This is a genomic window from Streptomyces sp. NPDC060366 (assembly GCF_042725135.1).
Classification (GTDB): domain Bacteria; phylum Actinomycetota; class Actinomycetes; order Streptomycetales; family Streptomycetaceae; genus Streptomyces.
The window spans coordinates 460,835-479,611 of sequence record NZ_JBHXDC010000002.1 but is presented as its reverse complement, the minus strand read 5'-3'; the positions used below and the strand labels follow the sequence as shown (position 1 = coordinate 479,611).

Sequence of the window (18,777 nt, the reverse complement as noted above, 5' to 3'; positions counted from 1 at the left end):
CCCGCGACGATCCGGCCAGCAGGCCACTGTGGGGTAGGGCCTGCTGTACCCGTCCTGGGGGCTCAGGTACATGACGGCAGATCAGATGCGGCGGCGGACGTCGTCGAGGTAGCGCAGCACCGCGGCGACCCGGCGGTCCGTCCGGTCGGTGGGCGACAGGTCGAGCTTGGCGAAGATGCTGCGGATGTGTTTGTGGACGGCGCCGTCCGTCACGACGAGCCGTTCGGCGATGGCGGAGTTGCCCAACCCCTCGGCCATCAGGGCCAGTACGTCGCGTTCACGCGGACTGAGCCGCTCCAGCCGGGTGTCGTCGCGGCTGCGGGTGAAGAGTTGCGCGACGACATCGGGGTCGATTGCGGTCCCGCCGTCCGCCACCCGGTGCAGCGCGTCCAGGAACTCCTCGACGCGCCCCACCCGTTCCTTCAGGAGATAGCCGACGCCGGTGACACCTCCGGTGAGCAGGTCCGTGGCGAAGCTCTGCTCGACGTACGCGGACAGGACGAGCACGGCCAGGTCGGGACGGCGGCGCCGGGCCTCGACCGCCGCGACGATCCCCTCGTCGGTGTGGGTCGGGGGCATCCGTACGTCGAGGATGGCGACATCCGGCTTGTGCTCGTCGATGGCGTCGAGGATCCCGTCGGCCGTACCGGCAGTGGCCACCACATCGAGACCCTCCGCGCGCAACAGCAGGGCGAGCCCTTCGCGCAGCAGCGGGTCGTCCTCGGCTATCACGATCCGCATGGGAGTTCCACCTTCAGGGTTGTGGGCCCGCCGGGAGGACTGGCCACGGTGAGAGTGCCGTCGAGCGCCGCGATACGGCGGCGGATGCCGACGAGTCCGGATCCGCCGTTCTCGTCCGCGCCGCCCCGGCCGTCGTCGCTGATGCGCAGATGCAGTCTGCCGTCGCCGTTCCCGTCGCGCACGGTGACGGTGGCCTGTTCGGCATGGCTGTGCTTCGCGACGTTCGTCAGCGCCTCGGCCACCACGAAATAGGCGGTCGCCTCGACGGACGCGGCCCGCCGCGCGGGTGCGTCGACATCGATCCGGCACGGCACCGGACAGGCGGCGGCCAGCCCGGTCAGCGCGCCTTCGAGCCCGCGGTCGGTCAGCACGGGCGGCAGGATGCCGCGGGCGACCGTACGCAGCTCGGCCAGCGCCTGCTCCGCTGAGCTGTGGGCGCGTTCGAGGAGTTCCTCGGCACCCGCCGGATCGCGGGCGACCATGCGGCGCGCGGCTCCGAGCAGGACAGTGACGGTGACGAGCCGGTTCTGGGTGCCGTCGTGCAACGAGCGTTCGATGCGCCGCAGTTCGGTGGCGTGCGCGTCCAGGGCGGCCGCGCGGGTGGCGGTGAGTTCCGCGATGCGCAGCGACAGGTCGGCGTCGGGTCCGGCGGACAGCAGCCGTCGGCCCGGTTTCGCCTGGAGCCCGGCCATCCCCGGTGTGAGACCCAGGATGATGGCGATCCACCCGAGGCCCAGCAGGGCCACGGCGACGACGTCGGACCATGCGTGCGCGTATCCGAGCCCGATGGATGTGCTGGTGGCGCCGTCGGGCAGCAGTTGCCAGTACAGCGGGAAGGTGGTGTCCCGGATCGCGCAGATCGGCAGCAGTACGCCGATCAGGCCCAGGAACAGCCCGAGCGTCGCGTGGCGGGTCAGCCAGCCCAGTTCGCGCCGGGTGGTGGGGTCCGTGAGGGCGGGGCGCAGCCGGGTCGGGGCCGGTCCGGGCGCGGCCAGTTCGGGGCCCCACCGGTTCAGCCTGCGGCGTTCACGGGCGGCGACGGCGTGCAGGACGCGCAGGGCGAGGGGCGCCATGAGCAGTCCGACGCCGACGAGGCTCAGTACGGCGGTGACGGCCAGCCAGATCAGGGCGAACAGCGCGAGCAGGGCCGTACCGAAGCCACCCGCCAGCCGTTCGACCGCCACGAGGGCGGCGCCGGCGGCCCGGACGATGATGTCCCGCACGCTGTCGTGTCGGACGCCGTCGTCGCGCGCGCCGTCGTCCTGCACGCTGTCGTGTCGGACGTCGCTGTCTCGGCTGTCGGAGGCCCGTCTGCCGGTGCCGGGGGTGTCTTGTTCGCCGTGTCGGGTCGACATCAACCTCTCCTTCGGCGGCGACCCTATGCGGCTGATCGGCCGGGTCGCCAGTTGGAGGGCCGACAAGTACAGCCTGCTGTACCAACAACAGGGCGGCAGACGGGCTCGGCGACGGGGGGCGGTGATTCATAGCGTCGGTGACGACAGCGAGACCCCCGAAGCAGGCAGAGGAAACACACCATGACCTACACCGATCCCTACCGTCCGCCGACCGGTACCGACGGGCGCCCCGACGCGCTGCCGAGCGACATCACCCGCGCCGGAGTGGCGCGCACGCTGCTCTGGCTCGTGCTGGTGATCAGCGCGGTCGGCAACATGGTGGCCTCGTACAGCGGCTCCGGCACCCCGGCCCACCTCGTGTGCGGCGCGGTCACCGCGCTCTGCGTGACGGCGCTCGTCGTTCAGCGGCTGCGGGGCCGGCGATGAGGGCGGTGGTCCGGAGGTCCGGGAAGCGGCCGGCCGACAGCGCTACCGGCAGAGACTCCGGCCACGCGCCCGCGATGGCGCCATCAGTCCCGCCCGCGGTCCCGCCCGCCATCGAACTGGCGAACCTCAGCAAGACGTACCCGGGCGGGGTGACGGCGCTGAACGACGTGTCACTGACCGTGGAACGCGGCACGTTCCTCGCCGTGATGGGACCGTCCGGGTCGGGCAAGAGCACGCTGATGCACTGCGCCGCGGGGCTCGACGCCCCGACCGGCGGAAGCGTCCGTATCGACGGCCAGGAGATCGGCGGCCTGAACGAGAACCGCCGGACCGAACTGCGCCGCGAACGCGTCGGGTTCGTCTTCCAGTCGTACAACCTCGTTCCCTCGCTCAGTGTCGCCGACAACATCACCCTGCCCCTTCGCCTCGCGGGGCGGGCCCCGGACCGGCAGTGGCTGCACACCCTGACGGAGCGGGTCGGGATGGCCGACCGACTGAGCCACCGGCCGGCCGAACTCTCCGGTGGTCAGCAGCAACGCGCGGCGATCGTGCGGGCGTTGGTGGCCAAACCGGCTGTCGTGTTCGCCGACGAACCGACCGGTGCGCTGGATCTGCGCAGCGCCCACGAGGTGCTGAACCTGCTGCGTGAACTCGTCGACGAACTCGGCCAGACGGTGGTGATGGTCACGCACGACCCGGCCGCCGCCGCGCAGGCACACGAGGCACTGGTGATGGCCGACGGCCGGGTCGTGGACACCCTGAACGCGCCGACCGCTCCCCAACTGGCTTCCCGGCTCGTCGCGTTGGGCGGGAATTGATCATGCTGCACATCGCGGTACAGATGGCCAGGCACCGGATCAGCGCCCTGCTGGCGGTGGTCTGCGCGGTATTCGGCGGAGCGGCGCTGATCACGGGCACCGGCGTACTGGCCGAGTCCGGACTGCGCTCCGAACTGCCGCCGGGCCGGCTCGGCGGCGCGGACATCCTGGTGTCGGCCGACCAGACCTTCCGGCTCGGCGGCCCGGACCTGCCCATCGCACTTCCCGAACGCGGCACCGTGCCCGCCTCGTTGGTCGCACGGCTGGCCCAACTGCCGGGCGTCACGGCCGCGGTCGGGGACGTCAGCTTCCCCGTCGGCGTCCTCGACGCCCGGGGCCGGGTCGTACCCGTGGGGGAGGACCCCCGGACGGCCGGACACAACTGGTCCTCCCACACGCTCCTGGAGTTCCCGCGCGGCGACGGCCCGGGTGGCGACGGCCCCGGCATCGAGGGCCGGAAGCCGGCCGGTTCCGGCGAGATCGCCGTGGACAGCGCCGTCGCCGCAGCGGCGGGTGTGAAGCCGGGCAGTGGGATCCGCGTGGTCGCGGCCGGGCGCCCCGCCGCCGAGTACCGCGTCTCCGCGGTGATCGACGCGCCCGGTGCCGGTGTCCTCTTCGCCGACCGGACCGCCGCCGATCTGGCCGGCCGCGCCGACGGCTCCCGTTCCGGCCCCAGTTCCGGCCCCCGTTCCGGGTCCCGAGCCGGGACGGTCGACCTGATCGGGCTCCGTACGGAGCCGGGCACCACCGACGCGGTGGCCGCGGCCGTACGCGCCGAACTACGAGACTCCGAGCCACGGGACGCCCAATCGCAGGACGCCCAACCGTCCGACACCGGGTTCGTGGTGGCCACGGGCGCGGAGCGCGGTGACCTCGTGGCGCCGGACGCCGTGGCCGCCCGGTCCCTGCTGATCCTGCTCGCCTCCTCACTCGCGGGCATCATCCTGCTGATCACCGGTTTCGTCATGGCCGGCGCCCTGGGCGTGGCGATCGCCGGGCAGCGACGCGAACTGGCCCTGATGCGCGCCGTCGGCGCGACCCCGAAACAGATCCGCCGGATCGCCGCCTCCCAGGCCACCGTCATCGCCGCCGCGGCGCTCGTGCCCGGCATACCCCTCGGCTATCTGCTGGCCGACCGGTTCCGCGTGCTGCTGGTCGACCGCGGCGTACTCCCGGAAGCCCTTCCATTGACCTTCGGCCCGCTCCCCGCGCTCGCCACAACTGTGCTGCTGGCCCTGGCGGTTCAGGTCTCCGCCCGTGGCGCCGCCTGGCGTACGTCCCGCATGCCCGCCACCGAGGCGGTCGCCGAGTCGCGCAGCGAACCGCGCGTCCCCTCACGCCTGCGGACCCGCGCCGGTCTCCTGCTCGTCGTCGCCGCGACGACCCTCTCGGTCGTGCCGCTGCTCTCCCGGACCGCGCTCGGAGCGACCGCCACCTCCATCGCCGGCATCATCGCGGCGATCGGCCTCGCCCTGGCCGGCCCCGCCCTGATCCGGCGCGTCAGCGACACGCTCGCCCGGCGACTGCCCGCCGGTGCCTCGCCCGCCACCTGGCTGGCGATGTCCAACGTCCGCGGTTACGCGATCCGTATCGCCGGAGTCGTCAGCACCCTCGCCATGGCCGTCGTCTTCACCCTGACCTACACCCTCGCCCAGACCACCGTGCTGACCGCCACCACGGACGACGTCGGAGCCGGCACCCTCGCCCAGGAGCGCCTGAGCGCGCCGGGCCTCGGCGGTCTGCCCGAGGGCACGCTCGCCGCCGTACGGGACATCTCCGGCGTACGGGAGGCGGCTCCCGTCACCAGCACCACCGTCCTGTGGCCGTACGAGCAACTGGGCGACCCGATGGTCGAGTCGGCGTCCGCGATGATCCTCACCCCCGACGCGTCGGACGTGCTCGACCTGGACGTACGCTCCGGCAGCCTGGCCCGTCTCACCGGCGACACCGTCGCGGTCGGCGGCGACGTGGCCCGCGCGCGCGGCGCCACCGTCGGACAGCGGATCCCGCTGATCGTCGGCGACGGCACACATGTCACCCCGCGGGTCGTCGCCGTCTACGGCCGCGACCTCGGCTTCGGCCCGGTCGTCCTCTCCCGCGATCTCGCGATGGAACACACCACCACGCGCCTCGACCAGAGCATCCTCATCCGCTCCGATGCCGACGCCGCCGATGCCGCCGACGCCTCCGCCGACGCCTCCGGGGCGGTGCGCGACAGCCTCGCCGCATTCGTCGCGGCCCGCCCCGGTCTGGCTCTCTCGCCCGCCGACACCACCGGCGCCGGCTTCGACGACGCCCCGCCCGAGGTCTGGATCAACCTCGCCACCATCGTCGTCCTCCTCGGCTACCTCCTCCTCAGCATCGCCAACAAACTCACCGCCACCACCGCCCAACGCCGTACCGAGATCGCCACACTGCGGCTCAACGGCACCACCCCGCGCCAGATCCGCACCATGATGCGGCGCGAAGCGGCCCTGATCGCGACCGCCGCACTCACCGCGGGCCTCGCGGTCTCCGTGATCCCTCTCGCGCTCCTGGGCGTCGGCTTCCTCGACCGGCCCTGGCCGGCGGGACCGCTCTGGCTGCTCCCGGCGATCGCGCTCACGATCGTGACCATCTCCTTCCTCACGATCGAACTCCCCACCCGCCGGGCACTGCGAACGGCACCGGCCGAGGCCCTCGCCAACCGCGAATAGCGAGCGGGGGAGGGGCCGCCGTAGGGTGACGGCATGCGATCTCCCGGCCGGTCCGTCGGCTCATGTGCGGGCGGGACCCGCGCATGAGCACCGAGACCAGATCGCTGCCGGCGCTCGCGCCGGGCGGGACGGACGCGACGTTCGTCATCGCGGGTTACGACGAGGTGGTCACTCACGACACCGTCTGGGACGAGCACTCCCACCCCTTCCACGAGTTGCTCTGGAACGAGCGCGGGGCGTCGTCGGCGGTGGTGGGTACACGGGTCTGGACCGTCACCCCGGCGCTCGGGCTGTGGATGCCCGCGGGCACGATGCACTCCGGGTCGGCGGTCGCGGGCACCTGGTTCCGCGCGAGTTTCTTCGGCTTCCGCACCACGTCCTCCATCTCGCCCGCACCGGTGGCCGTCGAGATCACACCGCTGCTGCGGCTGTTGCTGGAACGGCTCGGCGACCCGGCTCTCTCCGCCGGTTCGCGAGCGGCGACCGAGGTGCTGGTGCTCGACGTGCTCGCGCCGTCGCCCCGCGAACTGCTCGTACACGTGCCCACCTCCGCCCTGCTGCGGCCGATCGCCGACGCGGTGCGCGAGGATCCGGGCGACCCGCGGACGCTGACGGAGTGGGCGTCCGCGCTCGGTGTGAGCCCGCGCACGGTCACCCGGGCGTTCAACACCGAGACCGGCACGAGCTTCGCGCGCTGGGTGGCGGCGGTACGCGCGCAGCACGCGGTCGCCCTGCTCGCCCGGGGCTGGGACGTCGAGACCGTCGCGGAGCAGGTGGGCTACCGGTCGGCGAGTGCGTTCGGCGTGGCCTTCCGGCGTACGACCGGGCTCACTCCGGGGACCTTCCGGCTGCGCTGAGCGCGGCGTTCATGTCCCGATCGCTACAGCCCCTGTCTCAAAGGGTTGATTGCGACAGAGTGGCGCTCTCTCATAAAGTACGAAGGTAAGCCTTACCTAACCGGGTGTTCGGCGTGTCCTCATGTGACGCGTCCGGCTGCCCGGCCGTGCGAGGACCGCACCCCTGATCTCCCGAAAGCTGAGTACGGACCCATGTCTTCACACCGTCTTCGCCCGCTCGTCGTGGCAGCCGCCCTGTCGAGTCTCGTCGCCTGCGGCGGCCCCGCCGACACCGGGAACAAGAGCGAGAAGAGCACTTCGAGCGGGTTCCCCCTGACGGTCGAGCACGCCCTGGGGAAGACCACCATCCCGGCCAAGCCCAAGCGCGTCGCCACGGTCAACTGGGCCAACGACGAAGTGCCCCTGGCGCTCGGCGTCGTGCCGGTCGGCATGGCCGCGGCGAACTTCGGCGACGACAACGACGACGGGGTCCTGCCCTGGACCGCCGAGCGGCTCGACGAACTGAAGGCGGACACGCCGGTGCTGTTCGACGAGACCGACGGGATCGACTTCGAGGCCGTGGCCGACACGGAGCCGGACGTCATCCTGGCCGCGTACTCCGGGCTCACCGAGCAGGACTACGACACGCTCAGCGAGATCGCGCCCGTGGTGGCGTACCCGGAGGCGGCGTGGGCGACGCCGTGGCGCGAGATCATCCGGACGAACAGCAAGGCCATCGGGCTCGCCGACGAGGGCGAGAAGCTGATCACGGACCTCGAGGGCGACATCGCCAGGACAGTTGCCAAGTATCCGCAGCTCAAGGGCAAGTCGGCGATGTTCATGACGCACGTCGACCCCAACGACGTGAGCGAGATCGGCTTCTACACGGCGCACGACACACGGACCCAGTTCTTCGAGGACCTCGGCCTGGAGATCCCGGGCAGCATCGCGAAGGCGTCCGAGGGCACGAAGAAGTTCGCCCTGACGCAGAGCGCCGAACAGATAGACGTGTTCGACGACGTCGACATCATCACGGGTTACGGCGACGAGTCGGGCGAACTGCTCGCGTCGTTCCGCAAGGACCCGCTGCTGTCGAAGATCCCCGCGATCAACCGGGGTTCGGCCTACCTCCTGCCCGGCGACGCGCCCCTGGCGACGGCCGCGAACCCGACGCCGCTGTCGATCTCCTGGGTGCTGGACGACTACGTCGCGGCACTCGCCGAGGCCGCGGACAAGACGAAGTGACACCACCGTCCCCCGCCGATCCCGGCCTGCTGCCGGCCGGGACGGCCGACCGGCCGGGTCCCGCGTCGGAGGATGCGCGACCCGCGCCGGCGTCGGCCGACCCCTCCGCCCCGGCCGACCCCTCCGCCCCGGCCGACCTTTCCGTCCCGCCCCCGCGGCAGACAGCCGGTTCGCGGGTGCTGTGGTTGCTCCTGGGCGTCCTGGTGTTGGGGGGCGTCATGGTCGCGTCTCTCGCCTTCGGGTCGCGCGATGTCGCCTGGGGTGACGTCTGGGCGGCGCTCGGGGGCGCGGACGGGACGCTGGAGCAGGCCGCCGCCACGAAGCGGGTGCCGCGTACGGTGCTCGCGGTCGTGGTCGGCGGGGCGCTCGGGCTGGCCGGGGCCGTGCTCCAGGGCGTGACCCGTAACCCGTTGGCCGACCCCGGCATCCTCGGCGTCAACATGGGCGCCTCGCTCGCCGTCGTCACCGCCGTCGCCTTCTTCGGGCTCACCTCACCGACGGGGTACATCTGGGTCGCGACCGCGGGCGCCGCGCTCTCGGCCGGATTCGTGTACGCGGTCGGCACGCTCGGACGGGGAGGCGCCACACCCCTCAAACTCGCACTCGCCGGCGCCGCCACATCCGCCGCCTTCGCCTCGCTCGTCAGCGCGATCGTCCTGCCGCGCAACGACATCGCGGGAAGCTTCCGGCTCTGGCAGATCGGCGGCGTCGGCGGCGCGTCCTTCGACCGTATCGGGCACATCCTGCCGTTCCTCGTCGTGGGCTTCGCCCTCTGTCTGCTCTCGGCGCGCGCACTGAACTCGCTCGCGCTGGGCGACGAACTCGCCGCGGGACTGGGCGAACGCGTCGCCGTCGCACGGGCCGTGGCGGCACTCGGCGCCGTCCTCCTGTGCGGCGCGGCCACCGCGGTCGCGGGCCCGATCGCCTTCGTCGGCCTCGTCGTACCGCACGCCTGCCGCCTGCTGGTCGGTGTCGACCACCGCTGGCTGCTGCCGTTCTCCGTGCTGCTCGGCGCGGCGCTGCTTACCGTCGCCGATGTGGTCGGACGGGTCGTGGCGCGCCCCGCGGAGATCGACGTGGGCATCGTGACGGCCCTGATCGGCGCCCCGTTCTTCATCTACATCGTCCGCCGCCAGAAGGTGCGTGCCCTGTGAGCGCCGAGATCCTCACCCGGCCACCGTCCGTCGAGCCCCCTGCCCGCGACGCCGTCGAAGCCGTCGCCCGTGGCCGGGTCCGCCGCGCGTCCCGGCGCCGCGTCGTCGTGCTCGTGCTCGCCGTCCTCGTCGTCGCCGTGTTCGCCCTGACCCTGATGGCCGGGCGGACGTTCTACCCGCCCGGCGACGTGATCCGGGTGATCCTCGGCGAACAGGTGCCGGGAGCCTCCTTCACGGTCGGCCGGCTCCGGCTGCCACGCACCGTCCTCGCCGTGGTGGCGGGATTCAGCTTCGGTCTGGCCGGCATCACCTTCCAGACGATGCTCCGCAACCCGCTCGCCAGCCCCGACATCATCGGCATCAGCTCCGGCGCGAGCGCCGCCGCGGCGATCGCGATCGTGACGCTGTCCCTCGGCGAGACGCAGGTGTCGGTCCTCGCGATCGTCGCGGCCCTCGCCGTGGCGATCCTGGTGTACGGCCTGGCGTTCCGGGGCGGTGTCGTCGGCGCGCGGCTCATCCTCATCGGCATCGGGATCTCCGCGATGCTCGAGAGCACCACCTCGTACGTACTGTCCCAGGCCGCCGAGTGGGACCTCCAGGAGGCGATGCGCCGGCTGACCGGCAGCCTCAACGGCGCGACCTGGGACCAGACCGTCCCCGCCCTCGCCGCCCTGGCCGTACTGACACCGGTGCTGCTGGCCAGGTCCCGCGACCTCTCCGCGATGCGGCTCGGCGACGACACCGCCGCCGCTCTCGGCGTACGAGTCGAACGCACCCGCGTCACGGTGATCGTCGCCGCCGTCGGGCTCATCGCCTTCGCGACGGCGGCGGCCGGACCCATCGCGTTCGTGGCGTTCCTCTCCGGACCCATCGCGGCCCGCGTCGTGGGGGCGGGCACCTCCCTGCTGGTGCCCGCTGGGCTGGTCGGGGCCCTGCTGGTCCTCGTCGCCGACTTCTGCGGCCAGTACGCCTTCGGTGCCCGCTACCCGGTCGGCGTCGTCACCGGCGTCCTCGGCGCCCCCTACCTCGTCTACCTCATCATCCGCACCAACCGGGCGGGAGGCTCGCTATGACCACGACCCACTCACTCGCCGCCGAACATCTCACCCTCGGCTACGGCGACCGCACCGTCATCGAATCCCTCGACCTGACCGTGCCGCCCGGCAGGATCACGGTGATCGTCGGCGCCAACGCCTGTGGGAAGTCGACGCTGTTGCGCTCGATGTCCCGTCTGCTCGCACCCCGCGAGGGCCGCGTCGTGCTGGACGGCAAGGAGGTGCACCGGCTGCCCGCGAAGCAACTGGCCCGTACGCTCGGCCTGTTGCCGCAGTCGCCGCTCGCCCCCGAGGGCATCACCGTCGCGGATCTCGTCGGCCGGGGCCGGCACCCGCACCAGAGTGCCTTCTCCCGCTGGAAGAAGGAGGACGACGAGGCCGTGGCGTCCGCCCTGGCGGCGACGCGCACAACATCCCTCGGGGACAGGGCGGTTGACGAGCTGTCAGGGGGCCAGCGCCAGCGCGTGTGGATCGCGATGGCGCTCGCCCAGCAGACCGATCTGCTGCTGCTCGACGAGCCCACCACCTTCCTCGACGCGAGCCACCAGATCGAGGTCCTCGATCTGCTGACCGACCTGAACGAGGCGCGCGGCACCACGATCGTGATGGTGCTGCACGACCTCAACCTCGCGGCCAGGTACGCCGACCACCTCATCGCGCTCGCGGCGGGCCGGCTCCACGCGTTCGGCTCCCCGGCCGACGTACTGACGCAGGACACCGTCCGCACCGTGTTCGGCCTCGACAGCCGCATCATCGAGGACCCCGTCTCGGGGAGACCGCTGATGCTGCCGATCGGCCGCCATCACACCGGTCAAGCAACTAAGGTTAGCCTTACCTGAATCGATTGAGGGGATTCCATGGCCGCGCGGCACGACGGACAGAACAGTGGCGACGACGAGGCGGCGCGCACGGCCGAGTGGGAGGCACGCGGCACGGTGTCCCGGCTCGTACTCGGACAGATGGCCACCCAAGCCCTGGGCACAGCCCTGCGGTTGGGGATCTTCGACCGGATCGGTACGGACGCGCTCACCGCCGACGACCTGGCCCGCACCCTCGCCACCCAGCCGCAGGCCACCCTGCGCCTGCTCCGCGCGCTGGCCGGGCTGCAACTCCTCCAGGAGTCCGAGACCGAGCCCGGCGTCTTCCGCACGACCCGCGCGGGCGACCTCCTGCGCTCGGACACCGACGGCGGCATGCGCGCGATGGCGGGCATGTTCACCGATCCCGTCATGCTCCGCGCCTGGGACCTGCTGGAGGAGGGCGTACGTACCGGAAAGACCACGTTCAGTACGGTCTTCGGCACCGACTTCTTCGGCCACCTGAACCAACACCCCACGCTCTCCGCCGACTTCAACGCCGCGATGAGCCAGGGAGCCCGCTTCGCCGCCGAAGCGGCGCCGCACCACTACGACTTCGGCCGCTTCACCACCGTCGTGGACATGGGAGGCGGCGACGGCACCCTGCTCAGCGCGATCCTCACCGCCCACCCCCACCTGCGCGGCATCCTCCACGACACACCCGAGGGCCTCGCCCAGGCCCCCGAACGCTTCGCCCGCGACGGCCTCACCGACCGGGTCGAGCTGCGCACCGGCGACTTCTTCGAATCGGCCCCGAGCGGGGGAGACCTCTATCTCCTCAAAAGCATCATCCACGACTGGAACGACGAGCAGTGCGCGACGATCCTGCGCCACATCAGAGAGGTCGTCCCCGCCGACGGCGCCCTGCTCCTGGTCGAACCGGTACTCCCGCCGACCGTCCCCACGGGCAGCCACAACCAGGTCTATCTCAGCGACCTGAACATGCTGGTCAACGTCGGCGGCCGGGAACGCACGGAGGAGGACTTCACCGCCCTCTGTACGGCCTCCGGCTTCACGCTCCGTACGGTGACACCACTGCCGAGTCCCAACGTCTTCCGTCTCATCGAGGCGACGCCGGGAACATAGACCTCGGGTCCTACCGCTGTGGGACCACGGCCACGGGGGCGCGGCAGCGGTGCAGGACGGCATGGTTCAGGTGCCCGATACGGGCAACTCCCCGCCGGTGACGCCGAGCCCCGAGCACCACGAGTGCCGCCCCGGTACCGGCTTCCGTCAACTCCCGTGCGGGCTTGCCGATCGCGGGGCATTCTCGAACGGCGACATCCGGATAGCGCTCGAACCACGGAGCCAGAGAGTTCTGAAGCATCTCTTCGTCCCGCGCCGCTGGACGGTGCCGGCCGTGAATCACGTCGAGCCGTGCCGAGCGCAGTGAAGCCGCTTCGAAGGCGAACCCGAGCGCCTCGTCGCCCGGCCGGTCGAGATCGACGCCGACCACCACCGGGCCGGGACACGCGTAGCCCCCGGACGCGTCCTCGCCACGTTCCGCCGGCCGACCGCCGGAACCGACAAGGACGACGGGCCGCTCGGCGACCGAGACCGTGGCGGACGAGACCGACCCTCCGAGGAATCCGGCGCGTCTGCCGAGCCCTCCGACGCCGATGGCCAGCAGCCGGCTCTCCGCGGCGGCGTGGCGCAGCATCTCCGGGGGAGGCCCCGTCAGCCGCTCCGTCGTGATGTCGAGGCCGGGGTAACGGCGGCGAAGCTCGGCCGCCGTCTCCAACGGGACCCGGCGCGACCACTGCTCGGCCATCTCGTTCGAGGTCAGCGACGCCCGCGAATAGGGCTGCCATTCCCATGCGCTGACAAGTCGCAGGGGCGCGTTCCTGAGCGACGCCTCGTGCGCACCCCAGTACGCGGCTCCGACGCTTCCGGCCGTGTTGTTCATGCCGACGGTCACGGGACGTGTCATACGGCGCCTGCCTCACTCCCGGTCCGGGACGATCGCTACGGGGCAGGGCGCGTAATGGAGCATCGCGTGATTGACCTGCCCGAGTTGCAGGCCGACGGCCCCGTGACGTCGGCGAGCACCGACGACGAGAAGATCTTCGGGGCCCGCCGCCTCCAGCAGTGTCTGGTGGGCCGTTCCCCGCACGACCTTCCGCCGGACGGCCACCCTGGTGAGGTCCCCGCCCACGTCGGCCAGGGCGGTGTCCACGTACTCGTCCGCCTGCCGCTGATACGTCGTCAACCGATCACCGTTGGAAGGGGAATGGGGCACGGCCGGGTGACGCGGACCGCGCCAGGCACGTACGGCTACGAGTTCACACCCCCTCGACCGGGCCTCGCGGAACGCGAAGCGCACCGCCGCGAGGCTCGCGGCGGTGTCGCCCACTCCGAGAACGACCCGCCCGTGACCCGGCCGCGGTGGCTGCTGTGTGTCCGCTCCCCGGCCGCGGACCACGACGACCGGGCAGCGCGCCCGCGCGGCGACGGACAGGCTCACGGATCCCAGGAGCATGCCGGCGATCGGGCCGCGCCCCCGGGAGCCCATCACGAGCAGAGCGGCGTCGTCCGCCTCCTCCAGAAGCGCGGGCACGGGCTCCTCGGGCCGGATGTCGGTGGTCACCTTCACCTCGGCGGACAGACTCCGCGCACGCTCCTCCGACACGGCGACGAGATTCTCGGCGAGCACCTGCTCGGAGGGACGGTCCACGGCGAGGCCGGGCCGTACTCCTTCGAAGTGCTCCCAGACGGACGCGTGGACGATTCTCAGCGGCAGGCCGCGGCGCGCCGCTTCGGACACCGCCCACTCAAGCGCCCTGAGACCGCCTTTTGATCCGTCGACTGCCGCGACCACCGGAAGCTCCATCACTCCCACGACCTCTCCTCCCGTGTCCCGGCGGCGCTCCGTACCGGTCAGCCCTCGAACGTCAGCACCTCATGGACGGACCGGCGTGGTGTCCGGGGCTCTCGCGGCCCGTACCCCAGCCGCAGGACCATCTGGACATGCCCCGAGCCCGAGACCGGATCGCGCAGCAGCCACCGCAGGTCGGACCATTCGAGCGCCTGGGTGGCGAAGGAACTCGTCAGCCCGTGCCGGGTGGCGACGAGGAGCAGCCGTTCCAGTGCCTGGCCCGCGCGCAGCCAGTCGGCCGGCTCGTCCGCCGCCGTGCTGAGCAGCGCCAGTTGGGGCCGGTCCTCGAAGTCGGCCATGGGGCGGCCCTTCACCGCGTCGAGCCCGGCGTAGTCGCGGGCGGGGGCGCTTCCGCCGCGCTTGCGCGGCCCGAACGCGTAGTCCGGCACCCCGTCGGTGGTGACGTCGGCCCTGGAGTTCCTGGTCCACCCCGCCCTCTCCGCGTTCCGGTCGGGGTCCATGAGGCTGTAGCCCTCGGCGTCCGCGATCAGGTCCAGCACGGACCGCAGGTGCGGGCCGGAGAGAAACGTCAGCTCGGCGCCTTCGAGGCCGGCGGCGCCCCCGAGTGTGTCCCGGAGAGCCGGAGGGATCTCCCGCTCGGCGAACGGAAACCGGCTCGTGTGCCGTTCGCGAATCGCCGGATACAGCTCCGCGAGCGCGTCCGTGGCCGTGGGGGAGCCGATCCGTACGGTCGCCAGAAGACCGGGAGCCGACGGATCGGGGAGCAGCGTCGTCTCGCAGCGCCGCCCGAGGTGGGCGAGCGCCACCCGCAGATTGAGGAGCGCGGCCCCGCACCCCACATGCAGACCCCTTCCGTCCCGGTCCTCGTGCGGCATGGCGCGCGACAGGTCCGCGGACATCGTGATGATGCGCGTGCCCGGGGCGTACCGGAAGAGCCACGGCTGCGCGTTGTGCATCGACGGTGCGGCGGTGGCGTCCGACACGAGCCCCGTCACGGTCAGCTCGTCGATCGTCTGTACGGACACGGCGCCTCCCGGGCTCGTCGTGCTTCCAGCGTGGCGGCGCGAGGAGTTCCGGGGCAGGGGCCGACCGTCCCCTTCCCGGAGCCCTGTCGACCCCTTGTGGCAGACGGCCCCAGGGCCTGTCGTCGCTCGATAGGGCTGAGTGGCACCTGCTGCGCCGTGTCCACCGGAGTCACGCTTGATTGTGTGGACCGGTCGTCGGCCACACCCTGGAAGGGGGCGGTCATGAACCGTGTGGTCACCGTCGGCCTCGACGGCACGCCCGAATCACTCACCGCCGCCCGCTGGGCCGCGCGTGAGGCGGAGCTGCGCGGGGCGACCCTGCGGATGATGCACGCGTGGGTGCTGCTCTCCGAGGAGTGGGACCGGCCGCCCGCCGAGGACGACGACCCGAACTACTGGCCGAAGTGGATCGTCGAGCAGGCGCGGAGAAGCGTCGAGCCGCTCCACCCCGGACTGCCCGTGGTCGAGGACCTGGTGGCGGAGGATCCGGTGGACGCGCTGCTGGCGGCGGCGGAGGAATCGGAGCTGCTGGTGCTCGGTTCGCGGGACATGGCACCCATGGCGAGCTACTTCCTCGGCGACATCGGACTGGTGCTCATGGTGCGGGCGCGGGCCCCGACCGTGTTCGTGCGGGCGCGTGACGACTCCGTACCGGCCACCGACGAAGGCGATGTGGCGGTGGCCCTCGGTCTGCACGGCCCGTGTGACGAACTGCTGGAGTTCGCGTTCACCAGCGCGGCCAGGCGCGGTGCCACGCTGCGCGCCGTGCACGGCAGGAACCTGCCGGCCTCCGCCTACACACGGGGCGGCATCGTCGCCGACCCGTATCTCCCCGGCGTGGTCATCAGGGGCGCCCAACGGGAACTGGCCGAGACACTCCGTCCCTGGCGCGAGAAGTACCCGGACGTGCGGGTGGTCGACACCGTACGGGCGGAGAGCCCGGCGCGGGCCCTCGTACGGGGAGCGGCGGGCGCCGGCCTCCTCGTCGTCGGCCGCCGGGAGAAACACCCGAGGACCGCGGTACGCGTGGGCAATGTCCTGGGGGCGGCCGTCCACCACGCACCGTGCCCGGTGGCGATCGTCCCGCACGGCTGACGGGTAGACACCCCTAGGGAGGCGACCACGATGACCGGCACCGAGCCGGACCACGGGTTCCGGCCCGACGCCCCCGTACCGCACCGGTCCGATCTGGGCCGCCGGGTGGCGGTCCGGCGCCAGGAGCTGGGGCTGACCCGTGAGGACGTGGCGGTGCGGGCGGGCTCGGCCCCCGGCTACATCCAGTACCTGGAGGAGTGGGCGGCGGCGCCCGGGACGGGGTTCCTGCTGCGCCTGGCCGACGCGCTGGAGACCACGGTCACGGAGCTGGTCGGCGGGACGGCCGACCTTCCGCCCGGCCTGGGGGCGGCGGGGAACGCGCCGGAGCTGACCGCTCTGGACGGGGACGAGTGCCGACGACTCCTGTCCACCCACGGAGTGGGCAGAGTGGCCCTGACCCAGCACGGTGCGCCCGCGGTGTATCCCGTGAACTACACGGTCGACGACGACCTGGTGGCCTTCAGGACATCACCGGAAGCGGCGCCCGCGGCTGCCCGTGACCAGGCGGTCGCGTTCGAGGTGGACCACATCGACGAGGCGTTCAGCCAGGGCTGGAGCGTCCTCGTCATCGGTGACGCCCACGCGGTCACCGATCCCGACCGTGTACTGCGCCTGGAAGAACGGGCCCACACCACCCCCTGGGCCGGCGGCGACCGCGGCCTGTGGATCGGCGTCACTCCGACCGAGATCACCGGGCGCCGGATCCGGCAACGGCGGAACCAGCGGCCGGTGACCCCCGTGCCCCCGGCCGGAAGCGGCCCGCCCGCCTGAGCCACGCCCGCCTGAACCCGTACGCCAGAGCCACGCCCCGGGCGCCGGGGGCGTCCCGGGATGCGATGACGGACGCAGTCGCTACCGTGGAAATGCGGCCTCGTGGAGGCCCGACGGCAGGACTGCCCCGACGGAGGTCTCGTGGGCGACGGCGACGACACGGGCAGGAACGGCGACGACGTACGACGCCGGCAGGACGTCCTGCCCGCCGAGCTGCGGGCGCAGCTCGGCGCCGTACAGCACGGCAATCCCGAATCGGTGCAGAGCCTGCTCCAGGCCGTGCTCTCCGTCGGACGGGAGCTGGACCTGTCTCAGGTGCTGCGGCGCATCGTGGAAGCCGCGGTGGTGCTGGTGGACGCCGAGTACGGAGCACTGGGCGTCGTGGAGGAGGACACGCGCCTCTCCCAGTTCCTGACGGTCGGCGTGGACCCGGACCGCGCAGCCGCCATCGGACACCTTCCCCGTGGACACGGCATCCTGGGCGAACTCATCCGCCACCCGAGGCCGTTGCGGCTGTCGGACCTGACGAGTCATCCGGCGTCCTACGGGTTTCCGCCGAACCATCCCCCCATGCACTCGTTCCTCGGCGTGCCGATCAGGGTCCGCGACACCGTGTTCGGCAACCTCTACCTGACCGAGAAGCGCGGCGGCGGAGATTTCGACGACGACGACGAGACCGTCCTGTCCACACTCGCCGTGGCCGCCGGGGTGGCGATCGAGAACGCACGGCTCTACGAGACCGCGCGGGACAGACAGCGCTGGCTGCGGGCCAACGCCGAGGTCGTCGCCGATCTGCTGTCCGGAGCGGACGAGACACAGGTCCTGCGGCTGATCGTCGACCAGGCCCGGCACATCCTCTCCGCCGACCTCGGGGTGCTGGCCCTCCCCGACAGGGACGGCACGTCTCTGCGTGTCGCTCTCGCCGCCGGGGTCGACGCCGACGCGCACCGCGATCTGCTGCTGCCCCGGCGGGGTTCGTTCGTCGGCGCAGCTCTGCACGCCGGAAAGCCGCTCATCAGCGCCGATGTGGAGCACGACCCCAGGATCACGGCGGGGCCGCCGAGGTGGGGCGGTCTGGGACCGGCCGTCGCGGTGCCGATGATCGCCAGCGAGGAGGTGCGGGGAGTCCTGCTGCTGGCCAGGCTCCGCTCGGGCGCGCTGTTCACCCGGACCGAGACGGCGCCCCTCCAGACGTTCGCCGCGCAGGCGGCACTGGCTATGGAACTCGCCGAGCGCCGGCGCGCCTCCGAGCAGATGACCGTGCTGGAGGACCGTGACCGTATCGCCCGTGATCTGCACGATCTGGCGATCCAGCGGCTCTTCGCCACGGGGATGACCCTCCAGAGCGTCGTCCGGTTCGTCGACCACCCCGGTGCGCAGGAGCGACTGCTGCGGGCCGTGGACGACCTCGACGAGACCATCAAGATCATTCGCTCGACGATCTTCGGACTGCGTGTCCGTGAGGCGGGACGTTCCAACCGGGGGCTGCGGGGGCGGGTCACCGACACGGTCCAGGAGGCGGTGCGCCCGCTCGGCTTCACGCCGTCCCTGCGTATGGAGGGCCTGCTCGACACGGATGTTCCTCCGGAGGCCGCCGAGCATGTCGTCGCCGTACTCGCGGAGGCGCTCAGCAACGTCGCGCGGCACGCGCGGGCCGCCTCCGCGTCGGTGTCGCTGGTGGTCCGCGGCGGCGTCCTGACGCTGTCGGTCTCGGACGACGGGGTGGGAATCGGGGCGGAGAGCCGGAGAAGCGGACTGAGGAACCTCGCCAAGCGGGCGGACGGGCTCGGCGGCGCCATGACGCTCGAAGCACCGGGGGACGGAGGCACGCGGCTCGTGTGGACGGTGCCGGTCGTCCCACGGTGAT

At 72.1% G+C, this 18,777-nt stretch carries 17 protein-coding genes; 12 read left to right on the top strand and 5 right to left on the bottom strand.

The window, feature by feature from the left end; all coding sequences use genetic code 11:
* Positions 1-81 precede the first annotated feature (81 nt).
* The gene (locus ACFWHU_RS06845; protein WP_385793059.1) at positions 82-741 is read right to left on the bottom strand and encodes a response regulator; all 660 of its coding nucleotides are present in this window, start codon (positions 739-741) and stop codon (positions 82-84) included.
* On the bottom strand, positions 729-2,096 hold the full coding sequence (locus ACFWHU_RS06840; protein ID WP_387224183.1) for a sensor histidine kinase: 1,368 nt from the start codon (positions 2,094-2,096) through the stop codon (positions 729-731). Before ACFWHU_RS06840 ends, ACFWHU_RS06845 begins: the two co-directional genes overlap by 13 nt.
* A gap of 180 nt (positions 2,097-2,276) precedes the next feature.
* Between ACFWHU_RS06840 and ACFWHU_RS06835 the strand changes: the two genes are divergently transcribed.
* The 9 genes from ACFWHU_RS06835 to ACFWHU_RS06795 all read left to right on the top strand — a co-directional run bounded on the left by ACFWHU_RS06835 (position 2,277) and on the right by ACFWHU_RS06795 (position 12,269).
* Entirely contained in the window at positions 2,277-2,522 is a 246-nt protein-coding gene (locus tag ACFWHU_RS06835) for a hypothetical protein (protein ID WP_387224182.1), read from the top strand.
* 74 nt (positions 2,523-2,596) lie between these two features.
* A complete protein-coding gene (locus ACFWHU_RS06830; protein ID WP_385793064.1) occupies positions 2,597-3,340 on the top strand; it encodes an ABC transporter ATP-binding protein in 744 nt (247 codons plus the stop codon).
* A 2-nt stretch (positions 3,341-3,342) separates the two neighbouring features.
* On the top strand, positions 3,343-6,036 hold the full coding sequence (locus ACFWHU_RS06825; protein ID WP_387224181.1) for an FtsX-like permease family protein: 2,694 nt from the start codon (positions 3,343-3,345) through the stop codon (positions 6,034-6,036).
* 83 nt (positions 6,037-6,119) lie between these two features.
* Positions 6,120-6,893, top strand: coding sequence for an AraC family transcriptional regulator (locus ACFWHU_RS06820; protein WP_385793068.1), 774 nt, complete (start codon positions 6,120-6,122; stop codon positions 6,891-6,893).
* Between the two features lie 192 nt (positions 6,894-7,085).
* Positions 7,086-8,117, top strand: coding sequence for an iron-siderophore ABC transporter substrate-binding protein (locus ACFWHU_RS06815; RefSeq protein ID WP_385793070.1), 1,032 nt, complete (start codon positions 7,086-7,088; stop codon positions 8,115-8,117).
* A 218-nt stretch (positions 8,118-8,335) separates the two neighbouring features.
* Positions 8,336-9,271 (top strand): FecCD family ABC transporter permease, encoded by a 936-nt coding sequence (locus tag ACFWHU_RS06810; RefSeq protein WP_387224464.1) that lies wholly within the window; start codon positions 8,336-8,338, stop codon positions 9,269-9,271.
* Complete coding sequence (locus ACFWHU_RS06805; RefSeq protein ID WP_387224180.1) at positions 9,268-10,344, top strand: FecCD family ABC transporter permease; 1,077 nt, start codon at positions 9,268-9,270, stop codon at positions 10,342-10,344. Before ACFWHU_RS06810 ends, ACFWHU_RS06805 begins: the two co-directional genes overlap by 4 nt.
* Positions 10,341-11,165, top strand: a complete 825-nt coding sequence (locus tag ACFWHU_RS06800; protein WP_385793073.1) for an ABC transporter ATP-binding protein — start codon at positions 10,341-10,343, stop codon at positions 11,163-11,165. Before ACFWHU_RS06805 ends, ACFWHU_RS06800 begins: the two co-directional genes overlap by 4 nt.
* 18 nt (positions 11,166-11,183) lie before the next feature.
* Positions 11,184-12,269, top strand: coding sequence for a methyltransferase (locus tag ACFWHU_RS06795; RefSeq protein ID WP_387224179.1), 1,086 nt, complete (start codon positions 11,184-11,186; stop codon positions 12,267-12,269).
* 10 nt (positions 12,270-12,279) lie between these two features.
* On the opposite strand, the gene ACFWHU_RS06790 is transcribed toward ACFWHU_RS06795, so the two are convergent.
* Genes ACFWHU_RS06790 through ACFWHU_RS06780 form a run of 3 tightly spaced genes read right to left on the bottom strand, consistent with a single transcriptional unit; the run spans position 12,280 to position 15,044 of the window.
* Complete coding sequence (locus tag ACFWHU_RS06790) at positions 12,280-13,113, bottom strand: universal stress protein (protein ID WP_387224178.1); 834 nt, start codon at positions 13,111-13,113, stop codon at positions 12,280-12,282.
* Between the two features lie 12 nt (positions 13,114-13,125).
* Positions 13,126-14,013 carry a universal stress protein gene (locus tag ACFWHU_RS06785; RefSeq protein WP_387224463.1) on the bottom strand — a complete coding sequence of 296 codons (888 nt, stop codon included), beginning with the start codon at positions 14,011-14,013 and terminating at the stop codon, positions 13,126-13,128.
* A 47-nt stretch (positions 14,014-14,060) separates the two neighbouring features.
* The gene (locus ACFWHU_RS06780; RefSeq protein ID WP_387224177.1) at positions 14,061-15,044 is read right to left on the bottom strand and encodes an Acg family FMN-binding oxidoreductase; all 984 of its coding nucleotides are present in this window, start codon (positions 15,042-15,044) and stop codon (positions 14,061-14,063) included.
* 222 nt (positions 15,045-15,266) lie between these two features.
* Between ACFWHU_RS06780 and ACFWHU_RS06775 the strand changes: the two genes are divergently transcribed.
* From ACFWHU_RS06775 to ACFWHU_RS06765, 3 genes are all read left to right on the top strand, one after another.
* On the top strand, positions 15,267-16,139 hold the full coding sequence (locus tag ACFWHU_RS06775; RefSeq protein ID WP_387224176.1) for a universal stress protein: 873 nt from the start codon (positions 15,267-15,269) through the stop codon (positions 16,137-16,139).
* A gap of 30 nt (positions 16,140-16,169) precedes the next feature.
* Entirely contained in the window at positions 16,170-16,910 is a 741-nt protein-coding gene (locus tag ACFWHU_RS06770) for a helix-turn-helix domain-containing protein (RefSeq protein WP_385793083.1), read from the top strand.
* Between the two features lie 141 nt (positions 16,911-17,051).
* The gene (locus tag ACFWHU_RS06765) at positions 17,052-18,776 is read left to right on the top strand and encodes a GAF domain-containing protein (protein ID WP_387224175.1); all 1,725 of its coding nucleotides are present in this window, start codon (positions 17,052-17,054) and stop codon (positions 18,774-18,776) included.
* Position 18,777: the final 1 nt, after the last annotated feature.